The 25,367-nt window shown below is 41.3% G+C and carries 10 protein-coding genes; 3 read left to right on the plus strand and 7 right to left on the minus strand.

Annotation, left to right across the window (positions count from 1 at the left end; all coding sequences use genetic code 11):
* Window positions 1-52 precede the first annotated feature (52 nt).
* Window positions 53-15,622 (minus strand): doubled motif LPXTG anchor domain-containing protein, encoded by a 15,570-nt coding sequence (locus BET01_RS03085; protein WP_120195269.1) that lies wholly within the window; start codon window positions 15,620-15,622, stop codon window positions 53-55.
* Between the two features lie 271 nt (window positions 15,623-15,893).
* Here BET01_RS03085 and BET01_RS03090 point away from each other — a divergent pair, with 271 nt between their 5' ends.
* Both BET01_RS03090 and nudC read left to right on the plus strand, forming a co-directional pair.
* Window positions 15,894-16,484: a biotin transporter BioY gene (locus tag BET01_RS03090; protein WP_243117102.1), complete on the plus strand. Its 591-nt coding sequence runs from the start codon at window positions 15,894-15,896 to the stop codon at window positions 16,482-16,484.
* A 252-nt stretch (window positions 16,485-16,736) separates the two neighbouring features.
* Window positions 16,737-17,579, plus strand: a complete 843-nt coding sequence (gene nudC, locus BET01_RS03095; RefSeq protein ID WP_120195270.1) for an NAD(+) diphosphatase — start codon at window positions 16,737-16,739, stop codon at window positions 17,577-17,579.
* A 72-nt stretch (window positions 17,580-17,651) separates the two neighbouring features.
* On the opposite strand, the gene BET01_RS03100 is transcribed toward nudC, so the two are convergent.
* Both BET01_RS03100 and adhE read right to left on the minus strand, forming a co-directional pair.
* A complete protein-coding gene (locus tag BET01_RS03100; protein ID WP_120195271.1) occupies window positions 17,652-18,275 on the minus strand; it encodes a DUF3267 domain-containing protein in 624 nt (207 codons plus the stop codon).
* A gap of 155 nt (window positions 18,276-18,430) precedes the next feature.
* Window positions 18,431-21,046, minus strand: coding sequence for a bifunctional acetaldehyde-CoA/alcohol dehydrogenase (gene adhE / locus BET01_RS03105; protein WP_120195272.1), 2,616 nt, complete (start codon window positions 21,044-21,046; stop codon window positions 18,431-18,433).
* Between the two features lie 475 nt (window positions 21,047-21,521).
* On the opposite strand from adhE, the gene coaW reads away from it, so the two are divergent.
* Window positions 21,522-22,364, plus strand: coding sequence for a type II pantothenate kinase (coaW, locus tag BET01_RS03110; RefSeq protein WP_120195273.1), 843 nt, complete (start codon window positions 21,522-21,524; stop codon window positions 22,362-22,364).
* Window positions 22,365-22,371: 7 nt separating this feature from the next.
* On the opposite strand, the gene BET01_RS03115 is transcribed toward coaW, so the two are convergent.
* The 4 genes from BET01_RS03115 to BET01_RS03130 form a co-directional block, all read right to left on the minus strand.
* Complete coding sequence (locus BET01_RS03115) at window positions 22,372-22,767, minus strand: pyridoxamine 5'-phosphate oxidase family protein (protein ID WP_120195274.1); 396 nt, start codon at window positions 22,765-22,767, stop codon at window positions 22,372-22,374.
* Window positions 22,768-22,917: 150 nt separating this feature from the next.
* Entirely contained in the window at window positions 22,918-23,424 is a 507-nt protein-coding gene (locus BET01_RS03120; RefSeq protein ID WP_120195275.1) for a DUF4446 family protein, read from the minus strand.
* A gap of 24 nt (window positions 23,425-23,448) precedes the next feature.
* Complete coding sequence (locus BET01_RS03125) at window positions 23,449-24,393, minus strand: ParB/RepB/Spo0J family partition protein (protein ID WP_120195276.1); 945 nt, start codon at window positions 24,391-24,393, stop codon at window positions 23,449-23,451.
* 2 nt (window positions 24,394-24,395) lie between these two features.
* Window positions 24,396-25,166, minus strand: coding sequence for a ParA family protein (locus tag BET01_RS03130; protein WP_120195277.1), 771 nt, complete (start codon window positions 25,164-25,166; stop codon window positions 24,396-24,398).
* Between the last annotated feature and the right edge of the window lie 201 nt (window positions 25,167-25,367).

Genomic DNA, 25,367 nt, shown 5'->3' on the forward strand with positions numbered 1-25,367 from the left:
CTTGAAAGAAATTATAACAAGTTAATTTAATAAAGTCAAGAACAGGTTTGGTCTAATTATTCTCCTTCTCTTTGTTCTTTTTTGTAAGTGCTGCATAAAGAGCCAGCATAAATCCAGATAACGTAACCATCACTTTTCCTGCGTTATTCTTACGCTCCCCTGTCTTTGGAAGCCTTGCAAGAGGTACATTTCCATCATCCACCTGCAAAAGCTCAACCGACTGGTCTGAGGGAAGACTTGCTAGGGGTACTGGATCAGGCACTATGGTGACCGTTGGACTGGTTGGTCTTCCACCGCCACTGTCACCTCGATCTCCTCCTGTACTAATTTTGGCATCCTGAATGGAGATGGTGAATCGGTTGACACCGTCCAAGGTGACTGGCGGTATGTTGTTGTTAATGTAGTAACCAGCAGGAGCTTTTGTTTCGATAAAGGTATAAGTATCCTTTGGCAACCGCTTGATGATAAACTGCCCATCATCTCCAGTTAAACTGGTTCCCGCAACGGATTTATCCGGCGTATACCCGGCAAAGGATCCCTGATACAACATTACATACCTGCCATCAGAGGCTTTCAATAAAAACTCTGCCCCTTTCAGTCTTAAGTCTGCAAATATTTGATTAGTCTTCAGGACCGTAATGGCTGATGGCATATTTTCCACTGGCCCCTCTGTCTTTGTAAACAGGCCGGAGGTGGTATAGAGAACTTCTTTCTTTGTACTTTCAATGGTAAATTCTCTGGTCCATGGCTGAGTGCCCAAGATATAGCCGTCTGGGGCTTTTGTTTCTGTCAGCCGGTACGTTCCATAAGGAAGGTTTTCTATTGCCCCCTTTCCCTGGAGTGCAAAGGTTATGGTAGTTCCCTTTACCTGATTCAAATTCCAGGAGGCTCCCTGAGCCGCCGCTAAACTGCGGTAGTTATCCCAAGCGCCAGGTACTAAGGTTTCCAGGTTTGTAAGGGTAAATTCTGCCCCATTCAGCCTGATGCCTTTTTCCTCGCTATCTACCTTTTCAAGCTCGATTCTTCCTGTACTGATTTGATTGGTTACAAGCAGCTCCGTTGGCTGGTCACCTGGTACAGAGACCTTTCCATCGGGATTTTTTAATACTGTAATGGTTCCATCCTTATTCACCCTGATGTAGAAAGGCTCCAAGGAATCGTACCGGTCCGTCGCAATCTCTTTTAACTGATAATCCCCGTGCTTTAGGCCTAGCTTTATGATTCCATCTTCTCCGGTGGTAAATAATCCGGTACTGGAATCCTCCTCTGCGTGGAACCGTTCCGATCCAAATAGGGATAATAGTCCCCCGTCTTCATACTTGCCCGGTCCCAGAATACGAAATTGCATTCCGCTTATGCTTCGGCCTAAATTGTCTGTTTTACGAAGCTGAATCTCAAATTGAGCACGTTCATTTACAATGACGTTGTTATTTAAAAGATCCGCTTCTTTTTGTTCTTCTGTCAGGGTAAAATCAATTACGGTTTTTCCGCTCAGGCTTAAATATCCGGTTGGTGCCATCTCTTCTTTCAGGGTATAAGTTCCATAAGGAATTCCCTTTAAGGAAATGTGGCCATTTATTGCCGTAAACAAGATTTTACCTTCCTCTATTGCCAGGTTAGCAATTCCCATATTTTGTAGATCATCCTGGCTCATGTTCTTTAGATTAGAACTAAAGTCATTCCATGCTCCCTCTACTTGGGATTTCTTTTCTGTGACAGAGAATCTGGCTTCCTTTAGCTTTTCTCCCGTTTCTTTGTCTGTCTTATCAAAGATCAGAGCTCCGGTCCCGTAACGGTTGGTTATGAAATCATTTCCTTCTGCCAGAACCGTCTCAACGTCACTATCGTTCTTTAAGGTTACTGGATAGACGTTATCACTTCGTTCAAATCCGGCGGGGGCTTTTGTCTCTTTTATATAATAGGTGCCAAGTAGCAGCATTTCTGATTCGCCCACTCCGTCTGTACCGGTGATTATGGTTCCTTTTTTTGTTGTTAATTCCTGGTCAGAATAGATTTCGAACTCAGCTCCAGCTAGCTTCCTTTCATGGTCATGAGCTGAAGTTTTGATAAGCCTGATCTTCGCCTCACTCCTTACATCGTATACCACCACAACGTCTCTGTTTCCGGAAGAAAGTACGGTGATCTTCGTATCCCCGGTGAGAGAATAATTCTGAGGCGCCTTGATTTCTTTTAAGATGTACTCTCCGGCAGGCAGACGTTTTATGGATGCTTTTCCATCTGGTCCAATTGCAAACCGGGTGGTTTCGTCCTCCTGATTCTTCACTCCAAGATAAGAGAGCGTTTCATTCAGACTTACATAGCTTCCGTCCTGAGTAACCAGGGTAAATTCAGCCCCAGCAAGAAGCTTTTTCGTAACCTCATCCTGCTTTTCAATGTTTAATACATGAGGTTCATTATCTACTCCCTGATCCCCGGTGAGGATAAGGCCTTCTGGGCTTTCAACCTTAAATTCTTTTCTCCACTCCTTCCCAGGTTCTAAGATATAACCATCCGGTGCTTTTATTTCTTTTAACGTATAACTGCCATATGGAATCTGAGTCAGGGTTCCGATTTTATTCGTCTCAGTTCCTGTTACTTTAAACCGGATAAAGAGTTTTCCATCTTCCTCTCCTGACGTCACGCCAGACACTCCCAGACCTTCAATATGCTTCTGGTAGGCCTTAAACGCTCCTTCAATTAAGGAAGTTCCACTAAGCTCAAATTCTGCGACTGTGATCGGCGTGTGGCTTTCCCCATCCCGTTTCTCAATGGAAATTGGTGCTGTCTTAACTGTATTTTCTACTGAGATGTTAATTTCCTTCTGCTGCGGGCTTACTAAGGTAAGTTCTTTTCTCTTATCCGAGCCAAGTAACGATACGTTTCCGCCTGCTGCCACTCTTACAAAGAAGGGTTCTATGGATTGGTAGCCGTCTGAAGAAAGTTCTTTGATCTGGTAGTCGCCATAAGGCAGGTTCCAGGTGATCAGACCCTCAGCATCGGTTTCTTTCACTTCATATCCTGTATTGTCTGCATCTCTTAATACAAGACGTTCCTTAGAAAATGGTACCCAGGATTTGCCTTCATAGGTTCCTGGCCCTTCAATTGCAAAGGAAATGCCTTTTACCTGTTTGTTGCCTGAGCTATCTGTTTTCCGTAATGAGAGAAGGTAACCAGCTCTTGTATTGGTGATTCTATTACCTGGAGTTCCTGGCAATGTCACCTGTTGCCCATCATCGGAAACCTTAAAGTCCAGATCTCCTTGTTTCTTTGTGATGTCATACCCTTCTGGTACCCGAATTTCTGCTAAAGTATAGGAACCATAAGGAATTCCTGTAAGCGTAACGTCTCCGGTCAAAGTTTCAAATTCAAGTCCCTGATCCGTTTCTTCTGCTTTTGCAACTCCCATTGATTTTTGATTCCCTATGACTTCTGCGGTAAATGCCTTCCATGCAAATTCCGGCACGTCAGACTGGGCCTTTAGTAAAAAGGCTGCCCCTGGTAAACCTTTTTCAGTTGCTTCATCCACCTTTTCAAATGTAAGGGATCCCATTTTGTAAGCATTCTTAACCGTAACAATACTTGGAATTGGATCTTCTTCTGTCTTAAACTCCTTGCTCTTAAGTACCCAGGCTTTTTGCGCCTTCACCTTAAAGGATTTCATTTGATCCATCTCAGTGGACTGGGCATTATCCATCTCATATCCTTCAGGCGACTGATCTTCTACAACGATGTAATTCCGGTAATAGAATAAATCTCCTGCATGAAAGACTGCCTCTTGGTCCTCCAAAGTCGTGCTTCCTTCTGCTGCGGGAGCACCTAACACCTTGGTATCTGTGATAGTAGCTTTTTGAAGTGTCTCCATCTCTTCATTGGTATAAGGTCCATAAATACTAAAATGGACTCCTTTTACCGGATTACCAAGAGAATCGGTCTTCTTCACCTTCACGTTACGGTAAGGTACAAATCCAATATCCTTTGTGGTATCATACTCGCCGGAGGTGGACCATAAGAAGAAGTCTTCGGATACGTATCCCGTTTTTCCTCCCTTAAAGTTACTGTCAACACTCTCCGTTTGGTTCCTTCCGCCCTCCCTTAAGGTTGCTGGCGTTCTGGATCGTCCTGCCTCTTTATTCTCTCCATCAGCCGTCATAAATGGCTTTGTAAGTTTTAAGATCAGATCTTCATAGCCAATAGGCATCTGTCCAGTGGTCACACGAATTCGGTAGTGAGCTGGGTCATCTCCCTTAAGCTTTGATACATTTAATGCCTGGTTCATATACCAGCTATTCTCCTCATCCTGGGTAAATTGTGTTCCAGTGATTCCAAAAGGTTTGGCAGGAGTCAATCCACCAAAGGTGAATCTGGCATCTGGACCTGCTGCCCCCACCATCTCATCGTCTCCGCTCTTTCCATACTTAATCAGGCTGACATTAAAATAGTCGGATGTAAGTACTGGTAAAAGATCGGTAAGAAGGTGGTCTCTGGATGGTTCTGTATGTTGCATCCCTCGGTTGATTTCATCAATAAAGATGCGTCCGGACACTTTTACATCACCTGGCACTAAAAGGACCTGAGTTGAATTGCTGTTTTGCATCTGTCCAGTGGCTTTTTCGTTTCCGTTCTTTCCACCTTCTCTATAGCTGTAGGTAAGTGCGAAGTCATTGACCGCATATCCATAGGCAACTTCTTCAAGCTCCTTTGCCATCGTATATGGCACTGTGGTTTTGTAAACGATTACCAGATTCTCTCCTGGTGCCAGGTAGAAGTCCTTGTCAGTGATTTTTAACCGGAAGGCGCTAGGGTCGTTGCCGCCGCCGGACCAGAAGCCATTGCCATTGTCGCTTAATACTCCGCTTTTTGCAGCTTTTACTGTATTTTTATTGTCAAATGCCTGATTGGAATAAGACATCTGGTAATTAAAGTCTTCAACCTTTCGCCCTGGATCGCTGTCATCTTTCTTATTTTCAACGGAAATGGACTCAATGGTTTCAAACCGCAGCCGGTAATCACTTAATCGTTCGTTGCTGTCAGCATTGAAATCTCCTTTTGTAGGAAGAATATCCATAAGCTGAAGATTGGAAACATAATTGGTTTTAGAATCGTTGTTAATGGTTAGTCGGTATAAGACAGATCCATCGTAGGACGTATCTCCGTCTCCGTCAATGGTCTTAGCTGTTCTTCCTGCCGTTGTACCAGATACGAATCTGGTGTCTAAATTACCTTTCACTTCTTTAAAAAGTCTAAGACCTGTTCCCGTGCTCATGAAATTTTCCGCGGAATCAGAAACGTATCCGTAAGAGCGGTATTTCTCCTCTGGAAGGAGCACTCCACTTGGCAGGTCAGCACTTGGCCACTGGTCTCCTGAATTGGTTTCTACCATAAAGGAGGCACCCGTTTTATTGAGTGAGAAAGCTGGCTGAAGAACGTCACTGGTGACATAAAGCTTATTTAAAATGTTTTTGCCATAGCTTACAATGTTACCTGCTACCTTTGCCTGAACCCCTACGGTGACCTGTTCATTTTGTTTTAACTCTCCACTTAATACGATGAACAAGGTTTCCTGACCCGTAAGAGCATCCACCTTTTTCACGGTTTTTTCAATCCCTACTCCCTGAGGCCCTTTGACAATGGAAACGGCTTTCAAGATCCGATCTTCTCCATCCACCTCTCCAGAGACTGTCACCCCTTCTGGTATGTGGTCAATGAGTACAGGTTTTCTCATTGGGACGATGTCTGGATCATTGCTTTTAGTCACATTTTTCACCGTTAAGGTATAATTTAAAATATCATTTGCCTGAACTTCTTTCATTGGAGTCACATTTTTCTCTGCTGTAATCACAGGCGCCTTGCTCTGGACGATAGGAATGTTAACAAAAGAAGCCTGCATTTTTGTCTTTATTTCCTGGCTTAATGTTCCTTTGCTGTCCCATTCCCGGTAGCTAATGGTGGCATCTGCCTGGTTATTGATGTATTTAATCTCTTCTTTATAGCTTCCGTTGAAGAGCTTTGCATCCTGGCGGAACAGCTTTACGCCAACCTCTACACTTCCTGGCGTGAAGTCCTGACCCAGAATGTATTTGTGCTCCGCTGAGTTTTTCAAGGTATCATCCCGGTAGCTGATCTGGAACGACTTAACATTCTTTCCGCTAATTGGGCGGATCAGACCGATCTCTCCGTCACCGGATACCTTAAGACTCTGTACACCTCCCACTTGAGTTCCCTTAAAGTCATAGAAGGTCACATCTGCCATAATGGTTCCGGTCTTCCCTCCACGTATTCTGTTTTGTTCCGTTGATTTTCCGGGTTTTATAGAGGTTATGGTGTACTTTTCATTGGTGTACTCAGCTTCCGGAAGAACGCTCTTACCACTATCAAGCATGGTAAGTCCCAGGTCCCTTATCACAAATCCATCCAAAGGAATTGTGTTGGTCACATGGGGAGTCAGAGTATAGGTTGCTGTCTGGCCGTCATTCCACCATAGATCCTTTAAGGAGGTGGTAAGAGATGTCTTTTCCAAGGTAACATATGTTTTCTGTTTCACATTGGTAAATTCAAGGGATCCAGGAATTATTCCTTTCTCGATTGTCACCTCTTTTTTATAGACCGTTCTCTCATCATCCCGGTTAATAATATAGCCATTTTGATTCTCCAGAACCTGTGTTTCTTCCATCTCATACGTTCCAGGAAGAAGCAGTATGGTCGTTCCGGTTTCGCCGTATGCCACAGGAATCACATCTCCCACCTGGTTTCCGGTCTTTTTATCCGTTACCTTTATGGTTGCTTTGATGGATGCATCTGGGTTATCCTGCCTGTTGATATCATTTTTAAATATCTTAAGTGGCAGCGCCTCCTGATTATGAGCTTTGAATTTATATACCCCTGGTAAGACTGTATTCTCATCAGCCAGCACATAAAGTTCCTGATTGCTAATGATCTCCCCGTCCTTACTCACATCTGTGATCACTGGTTTTATAGTCCCTTTTTCTCCACCAAAGGAATCCATTTGGTACTTTAAGAATCCTTGATCCTTCTCCTCTACCTCTTTCACTGCGTAAGCTTCTAAAGGTTCTATGGAAAGTCCTAGGAAGGATACTTTTCCATTGCTATCTGTAAGGCCCTGTGATACATAGGTCCATGTTCCAGAAGAGGATTTTTTATAAAGCTCAAAGGTCATGCCTGGTTTTAGTGCTTCGCCGTTTCCATTTCCGCTGTACTTGGTAACCCATAAGTCCACTCCGCTCTTGTTTGGCATGGTGACTTCTGTGGTCTTTCCAGTTTCAGCTAGGAGCCCTCCTTCTGGGAATGCAGTCTTAATACTAATATAACCGGCTGGAGCACTTACTTCCTTAATGTAATACTGGCCGTCGTGGTGTTGCTTTGTAGAGAAGACAATTTCATAACTGCCGCTCTGACCTATTTCGTTGAAATCTCCTACCTTATTGTTAAACTCGGGATCCCCATAAAGCTGGAAAACTCCGCCAGATAACTTCTTAGTCGAATCTTCTGCCTTCACCTTTGTTAACACTACCTTTGCTTTTGCAAATCGGTTCTTAACCGTTACTGATACGGGAACTTTGGAAGTAAAATCTGATGCTCCTCCTGCCTGGAAATATCCATCTGCAAAAAGAGTTCCATTCTCCACTCCGTTATCTGATGAAAGTACCCAATCTGCCTGCTCCTGTTCCTTTAAGTAGTAGGCTCCGCCTTCTGGATTTTGAGGCAGTAATACGCTTTTGCTTCCAGTATAATGACCGTCTTTTGCTATGAACTGATTAATAGTAATCTGAACTTGCGTTCCGTTTTCATCAAGAACTGGATGGTAAGCGTTATTTACATAAGTATAAACATCAAATACAATCTGAGCCGGCAGCTTCTCTTCTAACTTATCATCTTTTTGAAAACCTTCCCCGAACTCCAGATTCTTTGTTATGGTAAGCTCTACCTTTTTCCTGTTATCAATGGAGATCGTTGTGTCTTTATAAACAGGCCCCATATCTCCAGTTACTGCAACAATCATAGGTCTTATATCCTTGGTATAACCTTCCGGTGCCTTTTCCTCTGTGATTCGATACCAACCTGGAGGGGAATCTTTTAACGCGTAGGATCCATCCCCCTGGTCTAGAAGTTTTCCATTTGTCAGTGCAAATCCCTGCTCCGGCTTTGGATACCCAGGATCTTCTACGTTCGCAAGTTGACCCTGAGAATAATCAACGCCTGCACGGAACTTCATATACTCAACCTGAAACGATGCTCCCTTTAAGCTTGAATCACTTTGATTCGTCTCCCCGTCTTTTTTATAGATTAAGAGTTCAGAAAGCCTTGGGTTTTTAACGGTCAGTGTGGAGAGATTTCCAGTCACACTTGCAACCTCGGGCCATAGAGCTACCTGCTCCCCATCTGCCTTTGGAGAATAGCCCACAGTAAATCTCTGAGACTCAAAATAACGATCCGTAACCAGCTTTGTGGCATCAGTACTTAAATCTTCCTTTAACAAGGTGTATGGTCCACTCTCAAGCCCTGCGAACCTAGCAACGTATCTGCCATCTTCCGTCTTTACAACCGTGGCATTTACTGTGGAACCGTTATCTCTTTTTATGGTGAATCCTATTCCATTAAGTCCATCCGGTTTTTCACCATTCCAAGTCGTCTTCTCAATTTCAAGGTTAGGCCGTTCCGGGTTATATACATTAACCGTAAGGGGTGAACTTCCCACGGTGAAATAGCGGTAAAGGCCAACCTGGCCATTGTACATGGTAAGATAAGTTTTTGCCAAATTATAAGGCAGAATTTCTCTTATGCGGTAATGTCCTGAGGAAAGCCCTCCTGGTATGACAACACGCCCATCACTTTTCGTATCATAAGTTTGGACCTTAACGTACTCATATCCCGTATCCTTCCACTGATACTTCCATAATTCCATTGTTACCCCGCTTAGAGGGGTTCTTGTTATGTTCAACCCGTCAAGGGCATCATCGGTTTTTCCAAAGGTATTTAAATCTGGCACATACCCGTATTTCACCAGTGTTACAGGATATTCTGAGGATAAAATGTTCATAAGGCGATGCGCTGCATCCTTTGTCTTATCCCAGAAATACTGGGTATCAATAGTATCCTTATCCTTTTCTACCGTAACAGAGAGCTGATGCAGGGTAGGATCCAGACGAACCTTGGAAGGAGCATAGATTTCTTCCAGGGCAAATTCTGCCTGAAGTTGATGTTTTTCTTCATTGAGCTTAAATAAATCTTCACGGTATAGATTCTTTTCTTCCAGCTTCTGCTTCAAATCATCAAAGTTTATAATCTTCGAAAGTCCGTAACCGGTTTTATACGTTCCGTCAGATTCCAGACCAGTCTCAATGACATCAACAGCAATCAACTTTTCTTTCGTAACCGGATCAAGAAGCCAAATCTGGAACTTCACCCCGCCGAGTAAGGTGGGTGCTGCTCCTGAAGTTTCATCCTTTAACCATTTATTAAGGGCAATCTGGAAATGATACCGGGCTAGCCCTTCCGGACCTTCTCCGTGAGTGTTTTTGATCTCCGCAATCCGGTTATTTCTTCCGTTCTCATATGGGTGACGGATGCTTTCCCAACCTTTATAATCCCCAACCTTTGGTACAAATACCGCAACGATCTGAGGGCCGTTTGGTAAAACATATCCTACTGCAGGTTCATTTTCTACCAGCCAGTATACCTTTCCAGCTTCCAGGATGGAGGTATCAAATTCTCCGTCTGCTCTAGCTCCCGTTTTTGGATCTATGCGAGTTCCACTCTCATAATGATCAACAGCTTCAAACCTGTTTTTATCTTCCAGATCCTTTAATTGAATGGAAGAGAGAGACTTGTTGTCATCAAGCATTTTAAATAGGGTGAATTTTGCTCCATTTACCTTTTCTGGTCCATGGGGCGTTCCATTTGGCAGAACTCCTGCACATATCTTTAACACATTAAACTGAACCCATGACCTGTAATTATAGAGAGGATTTGTGTTCTGAACCAGGGAATCTGCTGTCTGATTCAGGTTTTTTCCCGTATACTTTATAGCATTGTATATTGATTCTAAATCCTTAACAGGTAGCGTCTTTAAAGGTTCTCCATTTTCTAGTGGAAGAGGATTTTTCTTCCCCATATTTAGATCAAAGGAAAGACCTGTTTCCTGTCTGTCCGGAACTCTTACCTCTGCAACAAAATACGTATCATTTCGGTTGATGTCCTGGAACGTCGCCACTCCATCATAGGAATTGGTAGTTTCTGTCTTCACATAATCCGCTTGTTCTGGGTTTGCTGCATTCACCTTATATAGAGCCAACTTAACATTTCCCAGCACCCGGTTGATTTGATAAAACTGATCATTCCAGCCATCCTGCCAGTATTTCTGGGTTCTAATGGTAAGCTTTGGTTCGTTTTTGATGATAAGATTTTTTCCTCCGGCGGCACCGTTTTCTGTGGTTATGATTGTGCCTTCCTTTAGAAACGTTGTAAGTACCTCATATGACTGCAGATAGCCGGATGGCGGTGTGATTTCTGCAATGACATAAGAAATCCGGTTGCCATTATCATCAAATATCTTTAACGAACTGTTATCAAAAACCACCTGACCGTTCGAATCACTGGTCTTTTGCTGAATGGCTTTTTTCATGCTGTTTTCCCAGTCATTTTCATTGAAATCCTTCTTGTTGAAAATACCAAGAACTGCACCCTGGACCGAAGTATCCTTAAGGGCATTCTTTTTGGTTACCTTTACCCTTCCAAAGTTCTGGTAGTTTTCAAAAGGCTTGCTTCCTTGATTGAAATTAAGATCCATTTTCTTTTCGCCACTAGTAATTGCCGCTGTAATTGTAAATGGTCCGTAGTAGACCTGGGATCCCCTAATCTCATATCCTGGATAAACACCATCCCTTTGTTCTGTAAGCAGAAATTTAGGATTAATAATGTTACTCGGTACGTTTTCCTTAAAGTAATACGTTCCAGGCGCAATGGGTTGACTCTGATTTGACACCAATGTATTGCTTCCGCTTGGGAGCGCTACCTGGTGGAAGCCACTACCATCCCTTGTATACACCTCAAAGGGAACAGAAATATTGCTTGTGTCAGTTCCATCTGCCTGATGAAGAATCTTCTTTAAGGTAACTTCCTTAAACGGTTTATTAGAAACTATCTTTTTTAAGGGTTTTGAGCTAGAAAACCACTCTTCCAGCATTTTTCTCGTCACCGGTCCGTTTGGTGTTGTTATGGTGCTGGTTTCTTCCTTTACGAAGTTTTTAGGTGCTTCTGTCTCCTCCACCACATAAGTGGTTCCAGGATCAAGTGAAATGAATTTCCCACTTTGAGTGATTGCACCTGCATATACTTGCTGACCATTATCCTGTCTTGTTATTTTAAATTTTGCACTGATGCTGGTCTTAGTATTTGTGATGTCATACTTATAAAACCAGTAAGGAACCTTTTGAGGAACATTATAAGCATTGACGCTATTCTCCTGCTCCCGTTTCACTTCATATGGTCCTATCACAGGCTGACTTACGCCATTCATATTAGCTTCCATCATTTTCTCTGGATCTTCCGATTCCAGACGAGCATCTGTGTTTACTTCATACCAGTAATATCTCTTTGTAACATCAAGACCCTTAACGGTAATGGCTCCATTTGAGTCTGTCTTATAAACGAGACCATTGTTTACCTCAGTCAGGGCTCCTCCATTTTTATCCGAGGAGTAAAGCTTAAAATTGTAATTTTGCTTGGAGGCACTCTTATTTAAGGTTCCGTTGGAATTGATTGCCCATACGGTTTTATTCAGCTTTAAGGTTCCACCCTTATTGTTCTTAACTTCCAGCTCATTGGTCTTAAGGGGAGAAAGTGTAAATTCCTTATAGAGATACGTCTTGTTGGATATAATCTCTTGCTTGAACCCATCCTCTGGACGGTTTCCGTCCGAATAACCATCCGGAACGTATTCCACCAATCGGTAATTAATCTTAATCCCATCCTTACCCATAACAGGGAGAAGGACATTAAACTGACTGTTTCCATCCAGTGAATAAGATGTTTTCGTTCCTACTGATACTTTTGTCCAGCTACTGCCATTTGACGATTGTTCGATCCAGAATCTATCATTAAAATCCCCTTTAAGACTGGATGGAACCGGGATGTATTCACCGCTATTCCCCTGAACTAACTTTGTAACGTTTAATCGACCTTCGTTTAAGGTATTGATTACCGTATTGTCTCCCTGTGCAAGATGTGAGATCTCTCCTGCCTTTACGGTCACCGGATAATCCTTAGTATCCAGAATATATCCATTGGCGCTTTTTTCCCGGACAACATAATCTCCAGGGGATACCGGCTTAAACTGTACTAATCCGTCACTACCTGACTTAACTGTTTTAACCTCGGATAGGGAACCGTCTGACTTATTTTCTAAAAGAGAGAATTCCGCCCCTTCCAGTACGGCTAATAGGGGCTGACCCATATAACCATTATTCCAAAGTTGAGCCTTCTTATAAAATTCAACAGTGCCTTTTCCAATCACTCCATTGATCACGGTAACCGTTTCCGATTCCCCTTCTGTAAGAAGTACTTTTATGTTGTTTTCCGTTGTTGCTGATTTTGATCCTACTTTTGCCGAAGCAAATGCAGTGCCTGCCGGTGTTTTTTCCTCTCGGATGACATAAGTACCAGGATCAACCTGAATTTCAATATATCCTCGGTCTGCGGTTGCGTAGCTGCCATCTTCTCCTGATTCTTTCGATGGGTTTACTGCAATGATTTTGGAATCTATCTTTTTCCCATTCTGATCAATGACCGTGTAGTTTTCATAAGGCGTTTCCTTCCCAGACCCATCCAGAGAAAAGATCTGAAAACCTGCCATTCCAGGGTACTCCTTTTCCATAGAAAGACCGTAGTCCTTTATGGTTCCCACACCCTCATCAATCTGCTTTTTAATCCGAATCACTGCCGGGCGGTTTACTTCGTGAATCTTAACGTCTGCAAAAGAATCCTCGCTTACCAGCGTTTCAGTCCCAAGCTTTGCATACTCCAGATGGGCATTGTTGCTTATGGTAAACACGGAAGCGTCCGAAACACGTGAATCGTTGTACTTTAAGAGAAATGGCTCATAGGGATAGCGAGCTGTCACCAAGTAAGAACTGTAAGTAGGTGCCTGATCCGATACATAAATATGATCTCCGCTGTTTTGCCCCTGGGTCTTATATTCACGAAATGAAACTGATCCATCTTCATTCTTCTTTGTCTCAAGATTGGAACCATCCGCCCAAACTGCTGTTACGGAAATGGGCTTCATTTCTCCAGATGCTCCCGCTGTCTTTACAGTTAAAGAGTCTGTTATCTTAAAAGAATCCTTTTCAAATCCCGTACGACCGTAGGTCTGATAAATAGTTCCTGCTGGCTGCCTTGAGATATCTCCAGAGCTACCCTTCATCCCCACTTCAATGAGATAGGTAATGTCCACATACTGTGGAACCCCTTTATCATCTCTAGAGACAACATAGGAATTATCGTTAGGAGTAACCCTTTTTTTAATATGCCAGCTATCATCAGAAACCAGCTTAAGGGCGGTGTCACTTGGCTGTTCTCCATAGGTCATAGTTTCAATGCTACCTGGATAGGTCACATCGTCCTTATTTGTCTTGTCTGCCACCTTTACCTTGGCGTAAAATGCCACACTATCATCTGGCAATGTAAATTGCTCGCCTACTGCCCGCTCTCCGTTTCCATCAATCCAGGCGTTAACCGTAATGCTGTCAAGCTTACCAGGCAGAATTTCATTGTTCTCATTTCCAACGTGAATCTCATAAACGTTTTGACCATTTCCCGTGGAAATGAACTTCACCTTACCCGCTTTTTCTTCTAAATGGATGCCTTCTGGAACTGTAAATTCTATTCTGGCATCTTCATAAAGATCAAATAAGGAAAGCTTCCCCCCTGCCGCGTACTCATAAAGAGGTGAAGTCTGCATGGCATAGGTCAAGGTATAACTATAAAGAATCCCTGCCTTAATTGGCCCTGTCTGACTCTGAGTGAGATGAAGTTCTACCACGTCCTTTTTATCTTTCGCATCTGGACCATAGTAGGTAAGTGCCGTTTCATATGGTGATAACTTAACCTCACTGTTAATGGCTGAACTTAAGGTACTAATACCAAAGCTCCTGACCACTAAGTCAAAAGAGGTTTGATTTAAAAATGAAAAAAGGGAAGTATCTTCCTTAACCCCCATAAGCGATTCCCGCTCCTCATCTGATAAGGACCGCTCACCCAGTGAGATAATATCCGCTGCATCAAAAACCAACGGATCTGCCTCAGCCTGAGACGCTGTAGCGATTTTAGGTTCTGCCTCAAAAAGAATAGGAACCTTATGCTTTGATATTGAAATAGAAAGAGCTTTTTCAGAATCCGCCCCCTGCTCGCTCTTACTATCATGATTAACGTTGCTTTTGTCATCTGAATTCGGTGTATCTTTATTACCGGACTCTTCCTTGATTCCGGCTCCCCCATTTGAGGTTTTATTGCTATCTGTTTCTGCACCTTTTGTATTGACACCTTTTATTTCATTACTTTTCGTCTCGTTACTTTTTGTATCATTGCTTGATGTATCATTGTTTGATGTCTCGTTGCTTGATGTATTATTGTTTGATGTTCCATTGTTTGATGTTCCATTGTTTGATGTTCCATTGGTTGATGTTCCATTGTTTGATGTCTCGTTGCTTGATGTATTATTGTTTGATGTTCCATTGTTTGATGACTCATTGCTTATAGTCTCGTTATCTATTGTTTCATTGCCTGTTGTTTCATTACCTATTGCTTCGTTACCTGTTGTCTCATTTCCTGTTGTCTCATTTCCTGTTGTCTCATTTCCTGTTGTCTCATTACTTTTAGTTTCACCATTTTGTACCTGATCATTTTCTACTGTAACCGTCTGAGTACCATTTGCTCCACCAGATCCAGAGGAATTAGCACCGCCTCCAGAGATTGTTGGTTCTAAGCCGGCTTCAACCGGCTCATTCTCACCCACCACTGCGAACTCACTGATAGAAGCGTCTGTAATAGCTATATCATCTCCAGTAATGTTAAGCCTGAACTGACATTCTCTGTCCTTATAGCCGTTAATACCAATGATCTGGACGCTTTTTAAAGCGGCTTCCTGGCTGATCCTGTCAGAAGGATCAAAGTCAGAAAATGGATCTCCCCCCAGCGTGTCAGACACGACAACCAGATACATGGCCTTCCCCACTTTTTTCTGTAAAACCAAAGTTTTTCCTTCTAGTTCTTCATATATCTTTTGTATGACCAGATCTTTTTGTTCTCCTTCAAAGGGAACCTGATCCTCATTAAATTCCGGCCTGCGATCGGAATCTTTCTTAAGTACTTTTAAAATGGCTGACTGGGTGACTTTCACATCAATTACCCTTCTGGCCTCGGAGGGTGTTGCTTCTGACGGGGTCGCCAAATCTGCACTGGATGGCGAAGCCGCCTTATGTACTGTGTTTTCTGCCCCAAATGAAGTCATTGCCCCAAGCTGAGATACATTACCCGTAATAATTGCGGCCGTAAGCAGCCAGGCAACCGCTCGTTTTAAGCGGCTCGCTCTTCTTCTAATACTTTTCATTTCATACCTCCACTTCTCCGCCTTTCTCAAAAAAAACGGTCTTATTTATCAATCAAATAGCTAATTTCACATTTATTTTTAAATTATATATAATCCTGGTTACATGATGGTTATTTTTTCCGAATTTTCCATTTTGAACTTAAATTTTCTTAAAACTTTCTTAACCCATTTTTCGCATTGTAAACCATAAAGTCATTTTAAGTTGACAATTTATTATGCCTATGTTAACATTCCAATAGAAATTTATACTTAATCGGAGGATAAGCCATTCATGAAAGCAGATCAATCTTTAAAAAACAATATAAAAAGCCGGGCCAGACAACCTTTTACCACAAAGGAACTTGCCATTGCCGGTATGTTTGCTGCAGTCCTTGCTGTTATTTCTCAGATAGCCATTCCAATGCCAACAGGGGTACCAATTACCATTCAAATCTTTGGAGTTGCCCTAGTAGGAATCATTCTTGGTTGGAGGCTTGGAGTTTTAGCCACTGTGGTGTACATTCTTCTCGGAGCAGTTGGCCTTCCCATCTTTTCTAACTTCAGAGGCGGGATCAATATATTACTTAGCCTAACAGGAGGATATATCTGGGGATGGGCTATCATGGTTTTCTTATGTGGTTTAAGGCCGAAGACAGGAAGTAAGCCACTTAACACACTTTTTATGTTTCTGCTTCCGGTTTTAGGTACCATCGTTGACGAAATCATTGGTGGACTCCAATGGGCCGCATTATCTGGAGATATGTCCATATACGGCGTATTTACTTATTCCATAGTGGCATTTGTTCCAAAAGACATATTCCTAACCATCCTGGCTGTTATCATTGGAATTCCGGTCAGAAAAGCGATTCATAAATTAATATAGCAAGAGAGGCTATTGTAAATAGGTCCGATAGAAATTAATGCATAGAAAAACGGCTTGGTCGGCTTATATAAGCCGTATCAAGCTGTTTTTTAAGTGATCCATAAGATTTTTATTAAAATAGCATATTAAATTTATTATGCCACACCCTCTTTTATTCTTTCTTTTTTACCGTGGTCGCTTGACAGGAATGGGGATAGATCTTAAAATAGTTTTTAATGCATTAAAAATCAAATGACAAAGAAGGTATTCACCATGATACAGGATATTTTTCCTCATATATTTTGTAATGATTTTTTAATAAAAACGGCTGACCCTAACAGTTACTTCTTATATTTTCTGGATGGACGAATCATGCTTTCCGATGATGGTTCCAAAGAAATCCCCAAGTTTGAATCTCTTTTAGGGAGTATGGAAGATGCCATGGACCACTGTGACTATCTTTTTTCCATCGATCAAATGGATTTCTATGTGGTAGATGAATCAGAAGTTTCCATTAAAGAGACTGACCATTTAAAACTTTATAAGGCAGACATTATAAGAGAACTGACACCCCTTTGGGTCTCATTCGCGGCAGTCTCTGCCCAACATCTTCACCGATTTTATACCTCGAATCGTTTCTGTGGATGCTGCGGTTCTTCTACCATGAAAAGTAAAAAAGAAAGAGCTGCCGTCTGTACCTCCTGTGGCAATACCATTTACCCCAAGATATCACCTGCAGTCATCGTAGGCGTGACTCATAATGGAAAACTGCTTTTAACCAAATATGCAGGCAGAGAATACACCCGGTATGCACTGATTGCAGGATTTACGGAGTTTGGCGAAACGCTGGAAGAAACAGTAAAACGCGAAACTATGGAAGAAGTAGGAATCCGAGTAAAAAATATTCGATACTATAAAAATCAGCCATGGGGATTTAGCGATTCCATCTTAGTTGGTTACTGGGCCGAATTGGATGGTTCTCCAGATATTCATCTGGATGAAACAGAGTTGTCCACAGCTGTCTGGATGGCTCCGGAAGATATCCCCAATGATTTCACCAATTTAAGTCTTACCCACGAGATGATACTCTTATTTAAAGAGGGTAAGATCCAATAGTAAAAATAGAACAAAAATAAGAGGTGTCTAGTACGTCATTACTGACCGTTCCAGACACCTCTTTTATAGTTTCTATTCAGATGCACTTTTATAAAATGTTGAATACCCGTTAGAAACCACAATCCCTCGGGGGGGTACCTGAACAATTACAAGTACCATATTTAAAAGATCCACACAAGCACCACCTGCATTGAACACACTTAAAAAAATCAAGTAGTGGCTCCAAATTCCCACAGACGAGAGAATTACTGGAATAACAAATGATATCAAGAGAAGAGGCATAATCGATATCAATAGAAATCGACCTCTAGTGATCTCCTCCTCCGTATATACAAAGCCAAACACTCCATTGAACCCCCAGTAGGTCTTCTTTGAACGAAAGGCCCCTGGAATAAATGTCGCATGAAAAAGCTCATGGATGAGAAGGCACAAAATCGTTCCTGCAACATAGAAGATAAAGGTTAAATCAATGGTCATTTCCACCGATATTCCATCTTTGTTCATAAAGTCAAAAAGAGACGGGTCTAATAAATAACACCAGAAAACAGCTATCAACATGAGCAAAATAGACAGTGGCAGGGAAAAACCTATGGCAGCACCAACAGACTTTGGCTCCTTTAGCCTTTTATACCCCAGTTGCACCAGTTCATCCGTTCTCTGACCATCCTCAGAAGGTATTTTATTTACATATTTCATCTAACAAACCTCAATTTCATTTTAATCATAATTCCTATCTATATAGTAACACGAAACAAGTCTTCTATCCACCCTAACGCATTAAAACAACAAAACGGCATAGCCAAATATGACTATGCCGTTTACAATCAGACTTCTATATTGTCTAACTTAAATTATTTACCGTAGTAAGCTTTTAAATACATTTCCTTAATCTCAGCAAAGAGAGGATATCTTGGGTTTGCTCCTGTACACTGGTCATCAAAAGCGTTCTCAACCATTTCATCAAGAGTCTCTAAGAAGAATTTCTCATCTACGCCGTAATCCTTAATGGTTGCCTTAATACCAACGGTTTTCTTAAGTTCCTCTACCTTAACAAGGAATTTTTTGAATACGTCTGCATCATCTTTTCCTTCAACCCCACAGAAACGAGCACATTCCGCATACCGTTCCAGTGTATGAGGATACTGATACTGAGAGAAGGTTCCCATCTTTGCAGGTGCCTCTGATGAGTTAAATTCCATTACAAGTGTAATGAGAAGGGCATTTGCCACACCGTGAGGAATGTGGTGATAAGCGCCTAATTTATGAGCCATGGAATGACAAACTCCGAGGAATGCGTTGTTAAAGGCTAAACCAGCCATACAGGAAGCATCAGCCATCTTGCATCTTGCTTCTACATTCGCACCATCATTGTAAGCGGTAGGAAGATAATTAAATACATTCTTCATTGATTTTAATGCCAGACCATCGGTGTAGTCTGAAGCCATTACGGAAGCATACGCTTCTAATGCATGAGTCAGAACGTCGACACCAGAGGCGCTTGTTAAGCCTTTTGGCTGACTCATCATGTTATCTGCATCAACAATAGCCATGTTAGGCATTAACTCATAGTCTGCAAGAGGATATTTCACGCCGGTCTCCTGATCTGTAATAACAGCGAAGGAGGTAACCTCAGAACCAGTACCAGAAGAGGTTGGAATGGCGATAAAATAAGCTTTCTCTCCCATTTTCGGGAAGGTGTAGACTCTCTTTCTGATATCCATAAAGCGCATTGCCATATCCTGGAAATCAACTTCTGGGTGCTCATACATTACCCACATGATCTTGGCAGCATCCATAGCGGATCCGCCACCCAGTGCGATGATGGTGTCAGGCTGGAATGCTCTCATCGCTGCAGCGCCTGACTGAGCATTTGCTAATGTTGGGTCTGGTTGAACATCTGAGAATACCGTATAGACAATTCCCATTTCATCTAATTTATCTGTGATTGCCTTGGTGTATCCATTGCTATATAGGAAGGAATCGGTAACAACGAAAGCTCTCTTTTTGTTGTAAACATCCTTTAATTCGCTAAGCGCTACTGGCATACAGCCTTTTTTAAAGTAAACCTTTTCCGGACTTCTAAACCACAGCATGTTTTCTCTCCTCTCAGCAACGGTCTTAATATTGAGCAGATGTTTCACTCCAACATTCTCAGAAACAGAGTTTCCGCCCCAGGAACCGCAGCCTAAGGTTAAAGATGGCATCAGCTTAAAGTTATAAAGATCACCGATACCGCCGTGGGAAGAAGGTGTATTTACTAAGATACGACAGGTCTTCATAGCAGCCGCATGTTTATCCATTTTCTCTTTTTCATTTACGTTAATATACAGGGAAGCTGTATGGCCATAGCCGCCGTCAGCAACCAACTGCTCTGCCTTCTCAATGGCCTCGTCAAAGGTTTTTGCTTTGTACATTGCAAGAACTGGAGAAAGCTTCTCATGAGCAAATTCTTCTTCAATATGAACGCTTTCAACTTCACCAATCAGGATCTTTGTGGATACAGGAACATCAACTCCTGCAAGCTTAGCGATGGTGTGGGCTGTCTGGCCTACAATCTTTGCATTTAATGCGCCGTTGATAACAATGGTTTTACGAACCTTTTCAATCTCATCGCCTTTAAGGAAGTAACAGCCCCGTTTTGTAAATTCTTTTTTCGTCTCTTCATAAACTTTTTCAAGAACGGTTACAGACTGTTCGGAAGCACAGATCATACCATTGTCAAAGGTCTTAGAAAGAATGATGGAGTTTACTGCCATTTTAATATCAGCGGTATCATCAATGACAACAGGTGTATTGCCTGCACCTACGCCTAATGCTGGTTTACCGGAAGAATAAGCTGCCTTAACCATTCCAGGGCCACCAGTAGCTAATATGGTATCTGCACCCTTCATTACTTCATTGGTCAGCTCTAAAGAAGGAACGTCGATCCAGCTAATAATGCCTTCTGGTGCTCCAGCCTTAACTGCCGCATCAAGAACTACTTTTGCTGCCGCAATGGTAGAGTTCTTTGCTCTTGGGTGTGGGGAAATGATGATGGCATTTCTTGTCTTTAAGCAAATAAGTGTTTTGAAGATAGCAGTTGAAGTTGGGTTTGTGGTAGGAATAACAGCAGCAATTAAACCAATTGGCTCTGCAATCTTTTTAATACCATAAGCTTTATCCTCTTCAATCACGCCACAGGTCTTTGTATCTTTATAAGCATTGTAGATGTATTCAGCTGCATAGTTATTCTTAATGACTTTATCTTCAACAATACCCATACCAGTCTCTTCCACTGCCATCTTAGCAAGTGGGATCCTTAATTTGTTAGCTGCACTAGCTGCCTCATAAAAGATCTTATCTACTTGTTCCTGTGTAAAGGTAGCAAATACTTTCTGAGCCTCTCTCATGGCTTCCATCTTTGCAATGAGGGATTCCACACTATCAATAATCTCAGGAATTCTTACCTGTTCTTCTTTCTTTGCCATCTTGAATTTCCTCCAATTTTATATGAGCATAACGGGTTGTTTAAGTTAGATATTTTTTTAACGATGTTTCATGTGTTCATTATAAATCATTGTTATTTTTTTGTCAATATGTTTTTTATCATTTTATTCAAGCTTGCACTTTTTTGTTACTAACTGTATATCAATACTTTTGTACTTATTAAGAAAGCTTATTAATAAGATCTTCCCTTAATTATAAGGGAAAATGTTGCTTATAGATATTTTAGCACACTAAAATGCCTTGGAACCTATCATTCTTTTCCAGTTTCTCTCAATTACCTTTTCTTGCCTTTATTGAAGTACAATGCAAGTGGACGGATTTAAAAACTTGGCAAGGCATGTCATGTATGTTATAGTTAGCCCTGGAACCATACTATAAGTCAGAAGGTCTTTTTCTCACTTTTTTAAAGCTTGTCTGGCTCTGGTTACAGAATAGATATAAGGGGATTTTAGAACTATGAAAATAACTATCGGAATTGATATTGGAGGAAGTACTACGAAAATCGTAGGATTTCAAGACCATAAATTAAAAATACCTACCGTTGTTAAGGCAGATAACCCCATTGCCTCCCTTTTTGGTGCCTTGGGAAAATTCATTTATGATAATAACATTCAATTGACTGATATAGAGAAAATTATGCTCACAGGGGTAGGAAGCGCTTATGTGGAACAGCCTCTTTACGGTATTCCTACTTATAAGGTAAATGAATTCATCTCGAATGGATTAGGTGGGCAGTATTTTACTGGATTAAAAGATTTGATTGTAGTAAGTATGGGTACCGGGACGTCTCTCGTCCAGGTAAATGGAGATAAAATTTCACATACCGGTGGCATTGGTATCGGAGGCGGAACCATATTAGGACTTTCCAGCCTTTTATTAAAGACTCAGGATATCTCTCAAATTATGGATTTAGCCAGCAAAGGGAACTTAAGAAATATTGATCTGCAGATACAAGATATCTCCAAAGACGCTCTACCAGGGCTACCATTAACCGCCACTGCCTCTAATTTTGGCAAAGTGAGAAATCTGGTTTCTGAGGAAGACATTGCAATTGGAATCATTCATATGGTACTCCAGGTCATTGGGAAATCTGCCATCTTATCATCTTTAAACAGCAACATTCATGACTTTGTGATGACAGGAAATTTGGTTAAATTCCCTCAGTGTAAGGAGATTTTCCAATCCCTGGAGACCATGTTTGACGTTCATTTCATCATCCCGGAACAGGCAGAATATAGCACTGCCATCGGAGCGGCTCTGACAGAAGAACGGGGTATGGATATGAAACAGATTTTATAAAATTTAATTAAAATTCAATCACTTTACTTTCGCCGGTAAGAGTATTTATGGTGGCTTTTACATTCTTTAAGTATAGTACTTCCATTATTTTATCGTCAACCGAATACATTTTACTTAAAGAACCAGGATACTCTTCCATCATGGCGACTCTTACTTCTCTTCTATCATCTGGTACAACTTCACATTCCAATCGGATAAATGTTCCCTTATTCATACCACTGATTTCAATCTTTGGATTCTTTAACATCTGCTGATACACTGGTTTTCTATTACCGGTCATCGTGTAGATTTTTCCTTCGTAGGCACAAACAGCTCCAAAGGGACGGACTCTAGGCTGATCCCCATCCATGGTTGCAAGATAGAATGTGCCGCATTCCTTTAAATATTTTAATACCTCTTCCATATAAGTGATTCCTTTCGTAAAACCATATTTTTTGAATATACTTATTATATCCCTGTCTTCAGAATTTGCAAGTATAAACAGTTGAGAATCCTTTCCATAATAATAGAAAAAGCAGGTGCTGCCATTTTTGCACCTGCTTTCTCATTGCATTTATGAATGGTATCCCAACGCCTGCTCTAAAGCATCTTTTTCTTCGCTTCCAAGGAGTACGTCTGTCTCTCCTCTGTCGACTTCTTTAATGTATACATAACACCCTTCCCGACTATGAACGGAGTTTAAAACAAAGCCAGTGTTGGTGTAATCAAGCATTGCCATAACAAAGCTTAAATTACCTCCCATGCCTTTAAATGCATTGTATTTCACAAGCCCAAATTTCTGAAAGGCGCTTCTATAGTTTTTATTTGTATTACGTAGGGAATCTTTATTGGCACGGTCTTCTGCCTTTAATTCTGATATCACTTCCATCTGTTCCATGATGATATCTTCTAGTGTCTCCGCATCTTTTCCCCTCATGAAATAATCATATCTGCGGTACAGCTTTCTCATTTGAATCATACATATAATTACAATAATCATCAATAATATGGTAATTACTGCTAGACCGATAATTAAATAAGCTGGATCAACTGGCAGCTGATTTAACACACTGTTATCCATTCTTTCGTCCTCACTTTTAAGATCTTACCTTATGGATTCTATTAATTCTACGATTCTTTCCAATTCAACCTCGGAATAATACTCGATTTCAACTCTTCCTTTATTCTTATCCTTCCGGTTGATACTGACTTTCGTACCCATAGCAGATTTCATCCGATCTTCTAATTCACGAAAAATGAGGGAAATTCCTACATCCTCTTCCGCTTTTTCCTTTGGATCTTTCTTCTTTGATAAGGATTTTACTAGCTTTTCAACCTCACGGACACTTAAGCTTTCCGCCACAATCTTTCCAGCCAATTGAAATTGAAGCTCCTGATCCTCCACAGAAAGAAGTGCTCTGGCGTGACCACCTGTGATTTGGTTGTGAATGAGCATCTCCTGAACTCTCTCATCCAGCTTTAACAGGCGCATGCTATTGGTGATAGTAACTCTGTTTTTAGCAACACGCGCTGCAATCTCTTCCTGTTTTAAGCTAAATTCCTGCATCAGTCTTTGGTAAGCCTTAGCCTCTTCAATTGGATTTAAATCCTCTCTCTGAACATTCTCAATTAGGGCTATCTCCATGGATTGCTGCTTGGTATATTCTCGAATAACCACCGGAACTTCTTTAAGGCCAGCTAGTTTCGCGGCTCTCCATCTACGCTCGCCAGCGATGATTTCGTAGAAATCTCCTTTTTTCTGTACCAAAAGTGGCTGTAAAACACCGTATTCCTTCATGGATTCTGCCAACTCTAAAAGGGATTCTTCTCTAAAATCAACTCTTGGCTGACTACGGTTTGGCTCAATGGAGGTGATTTTTAGAAACATCTCTTTTCCTAATTCAGAATTTTTCTCTTCCTTTTTTGCCTTGGCTTCGGCCGCTTCTTGTTTTTGATGATTCTTTATCTCTTGTTCCTCGGCTGCAGATTCCATTACTTCATCTCCAAAAATTGCTCCAAGCCCTTTTCCTAAACCTGTTCTCTTTGCCATATCTAGATATCTTCTCCTCTGCTTATTACTTCGGCCGCCAGTAACCGGTAGCTTTCTGCTCCTGCTGATCTGGAATCATATAAATTGATGGGAATTCCATGACTTGGTGCTTCTGCCAGTCTGACATTTCTGGGTATAATAGTCTTATAGATATTCTGATTTAAATTGTTCTTTACACTTTCTACAACTTCCAGTGAAAGGTTTGTTCTTGCATCGTACATGGTGAAAACAACGCCTTCCATTTCCAAGGATGGATTCAATTTCTTTTTCACTAATCCTACGGTTTTTAGAACCTGGCTTAGTCCTTCCAGTGCATAGTATTCACATTGAATGGGCACTAATACAGTATTTGCAGCGGTTAAGGCATTGATTGTCAATAAATTCAGTGAGGGGGGGCAATCTATGATAATAAAATCATAGTTATTCTTGACTTTTTCAAGATATGTTTTAAGGAGATTTTCTTTGTTTTCTATTTCCAATAACTCGATTTCAGCTCCTGCCAATTCTACATTAGAGGGAAGCAAATCTAGATTATCCTGAACATTAGAAATTAGACATTCATCAATTTCACACTCTCCTACCAGTAAATCATAGATGGTTTTTTCTACGGTACTTTTTTCTATCCCAAGTCCGCTGGTTTCATTACCCTGTGGATCAAAATCCACAGCTAATACCCGTTGCCCTGCCTCTGCGAGACATGCGGACAAATTAATTGCAGTAGTCGTTTTACCGACTCCGCCTTTTTGGTTTGCTATTGCGATGATTCTTCCCATTATTTGTATTCTCCTGTATTACATCCGGAAATTGCAGTTCAAATTAGAGTATAGCATATTTTATTTTTTTTTCCTATGGTTTCCTGTAAAATAAATACAGATTTAATAAAAAATGTTTCACGTGAAACATTTTTCCAAGCTTAAGAATAAATTAATATGTTTGACGTTGTAAGTCCATATTGATTATATTATAATAGGAAG

It is taken from the genome of Lacrimispora algidixylanolytica (assembly GCF_003609635.1).
In the GTDB taxonomy this organism is placed as follows: Bacteria; Bacillota; Clostridia; order Lachnospirales; family Lachnospiraceae; genus Lacrimispora; species Lacrimispora algidixylanolytica.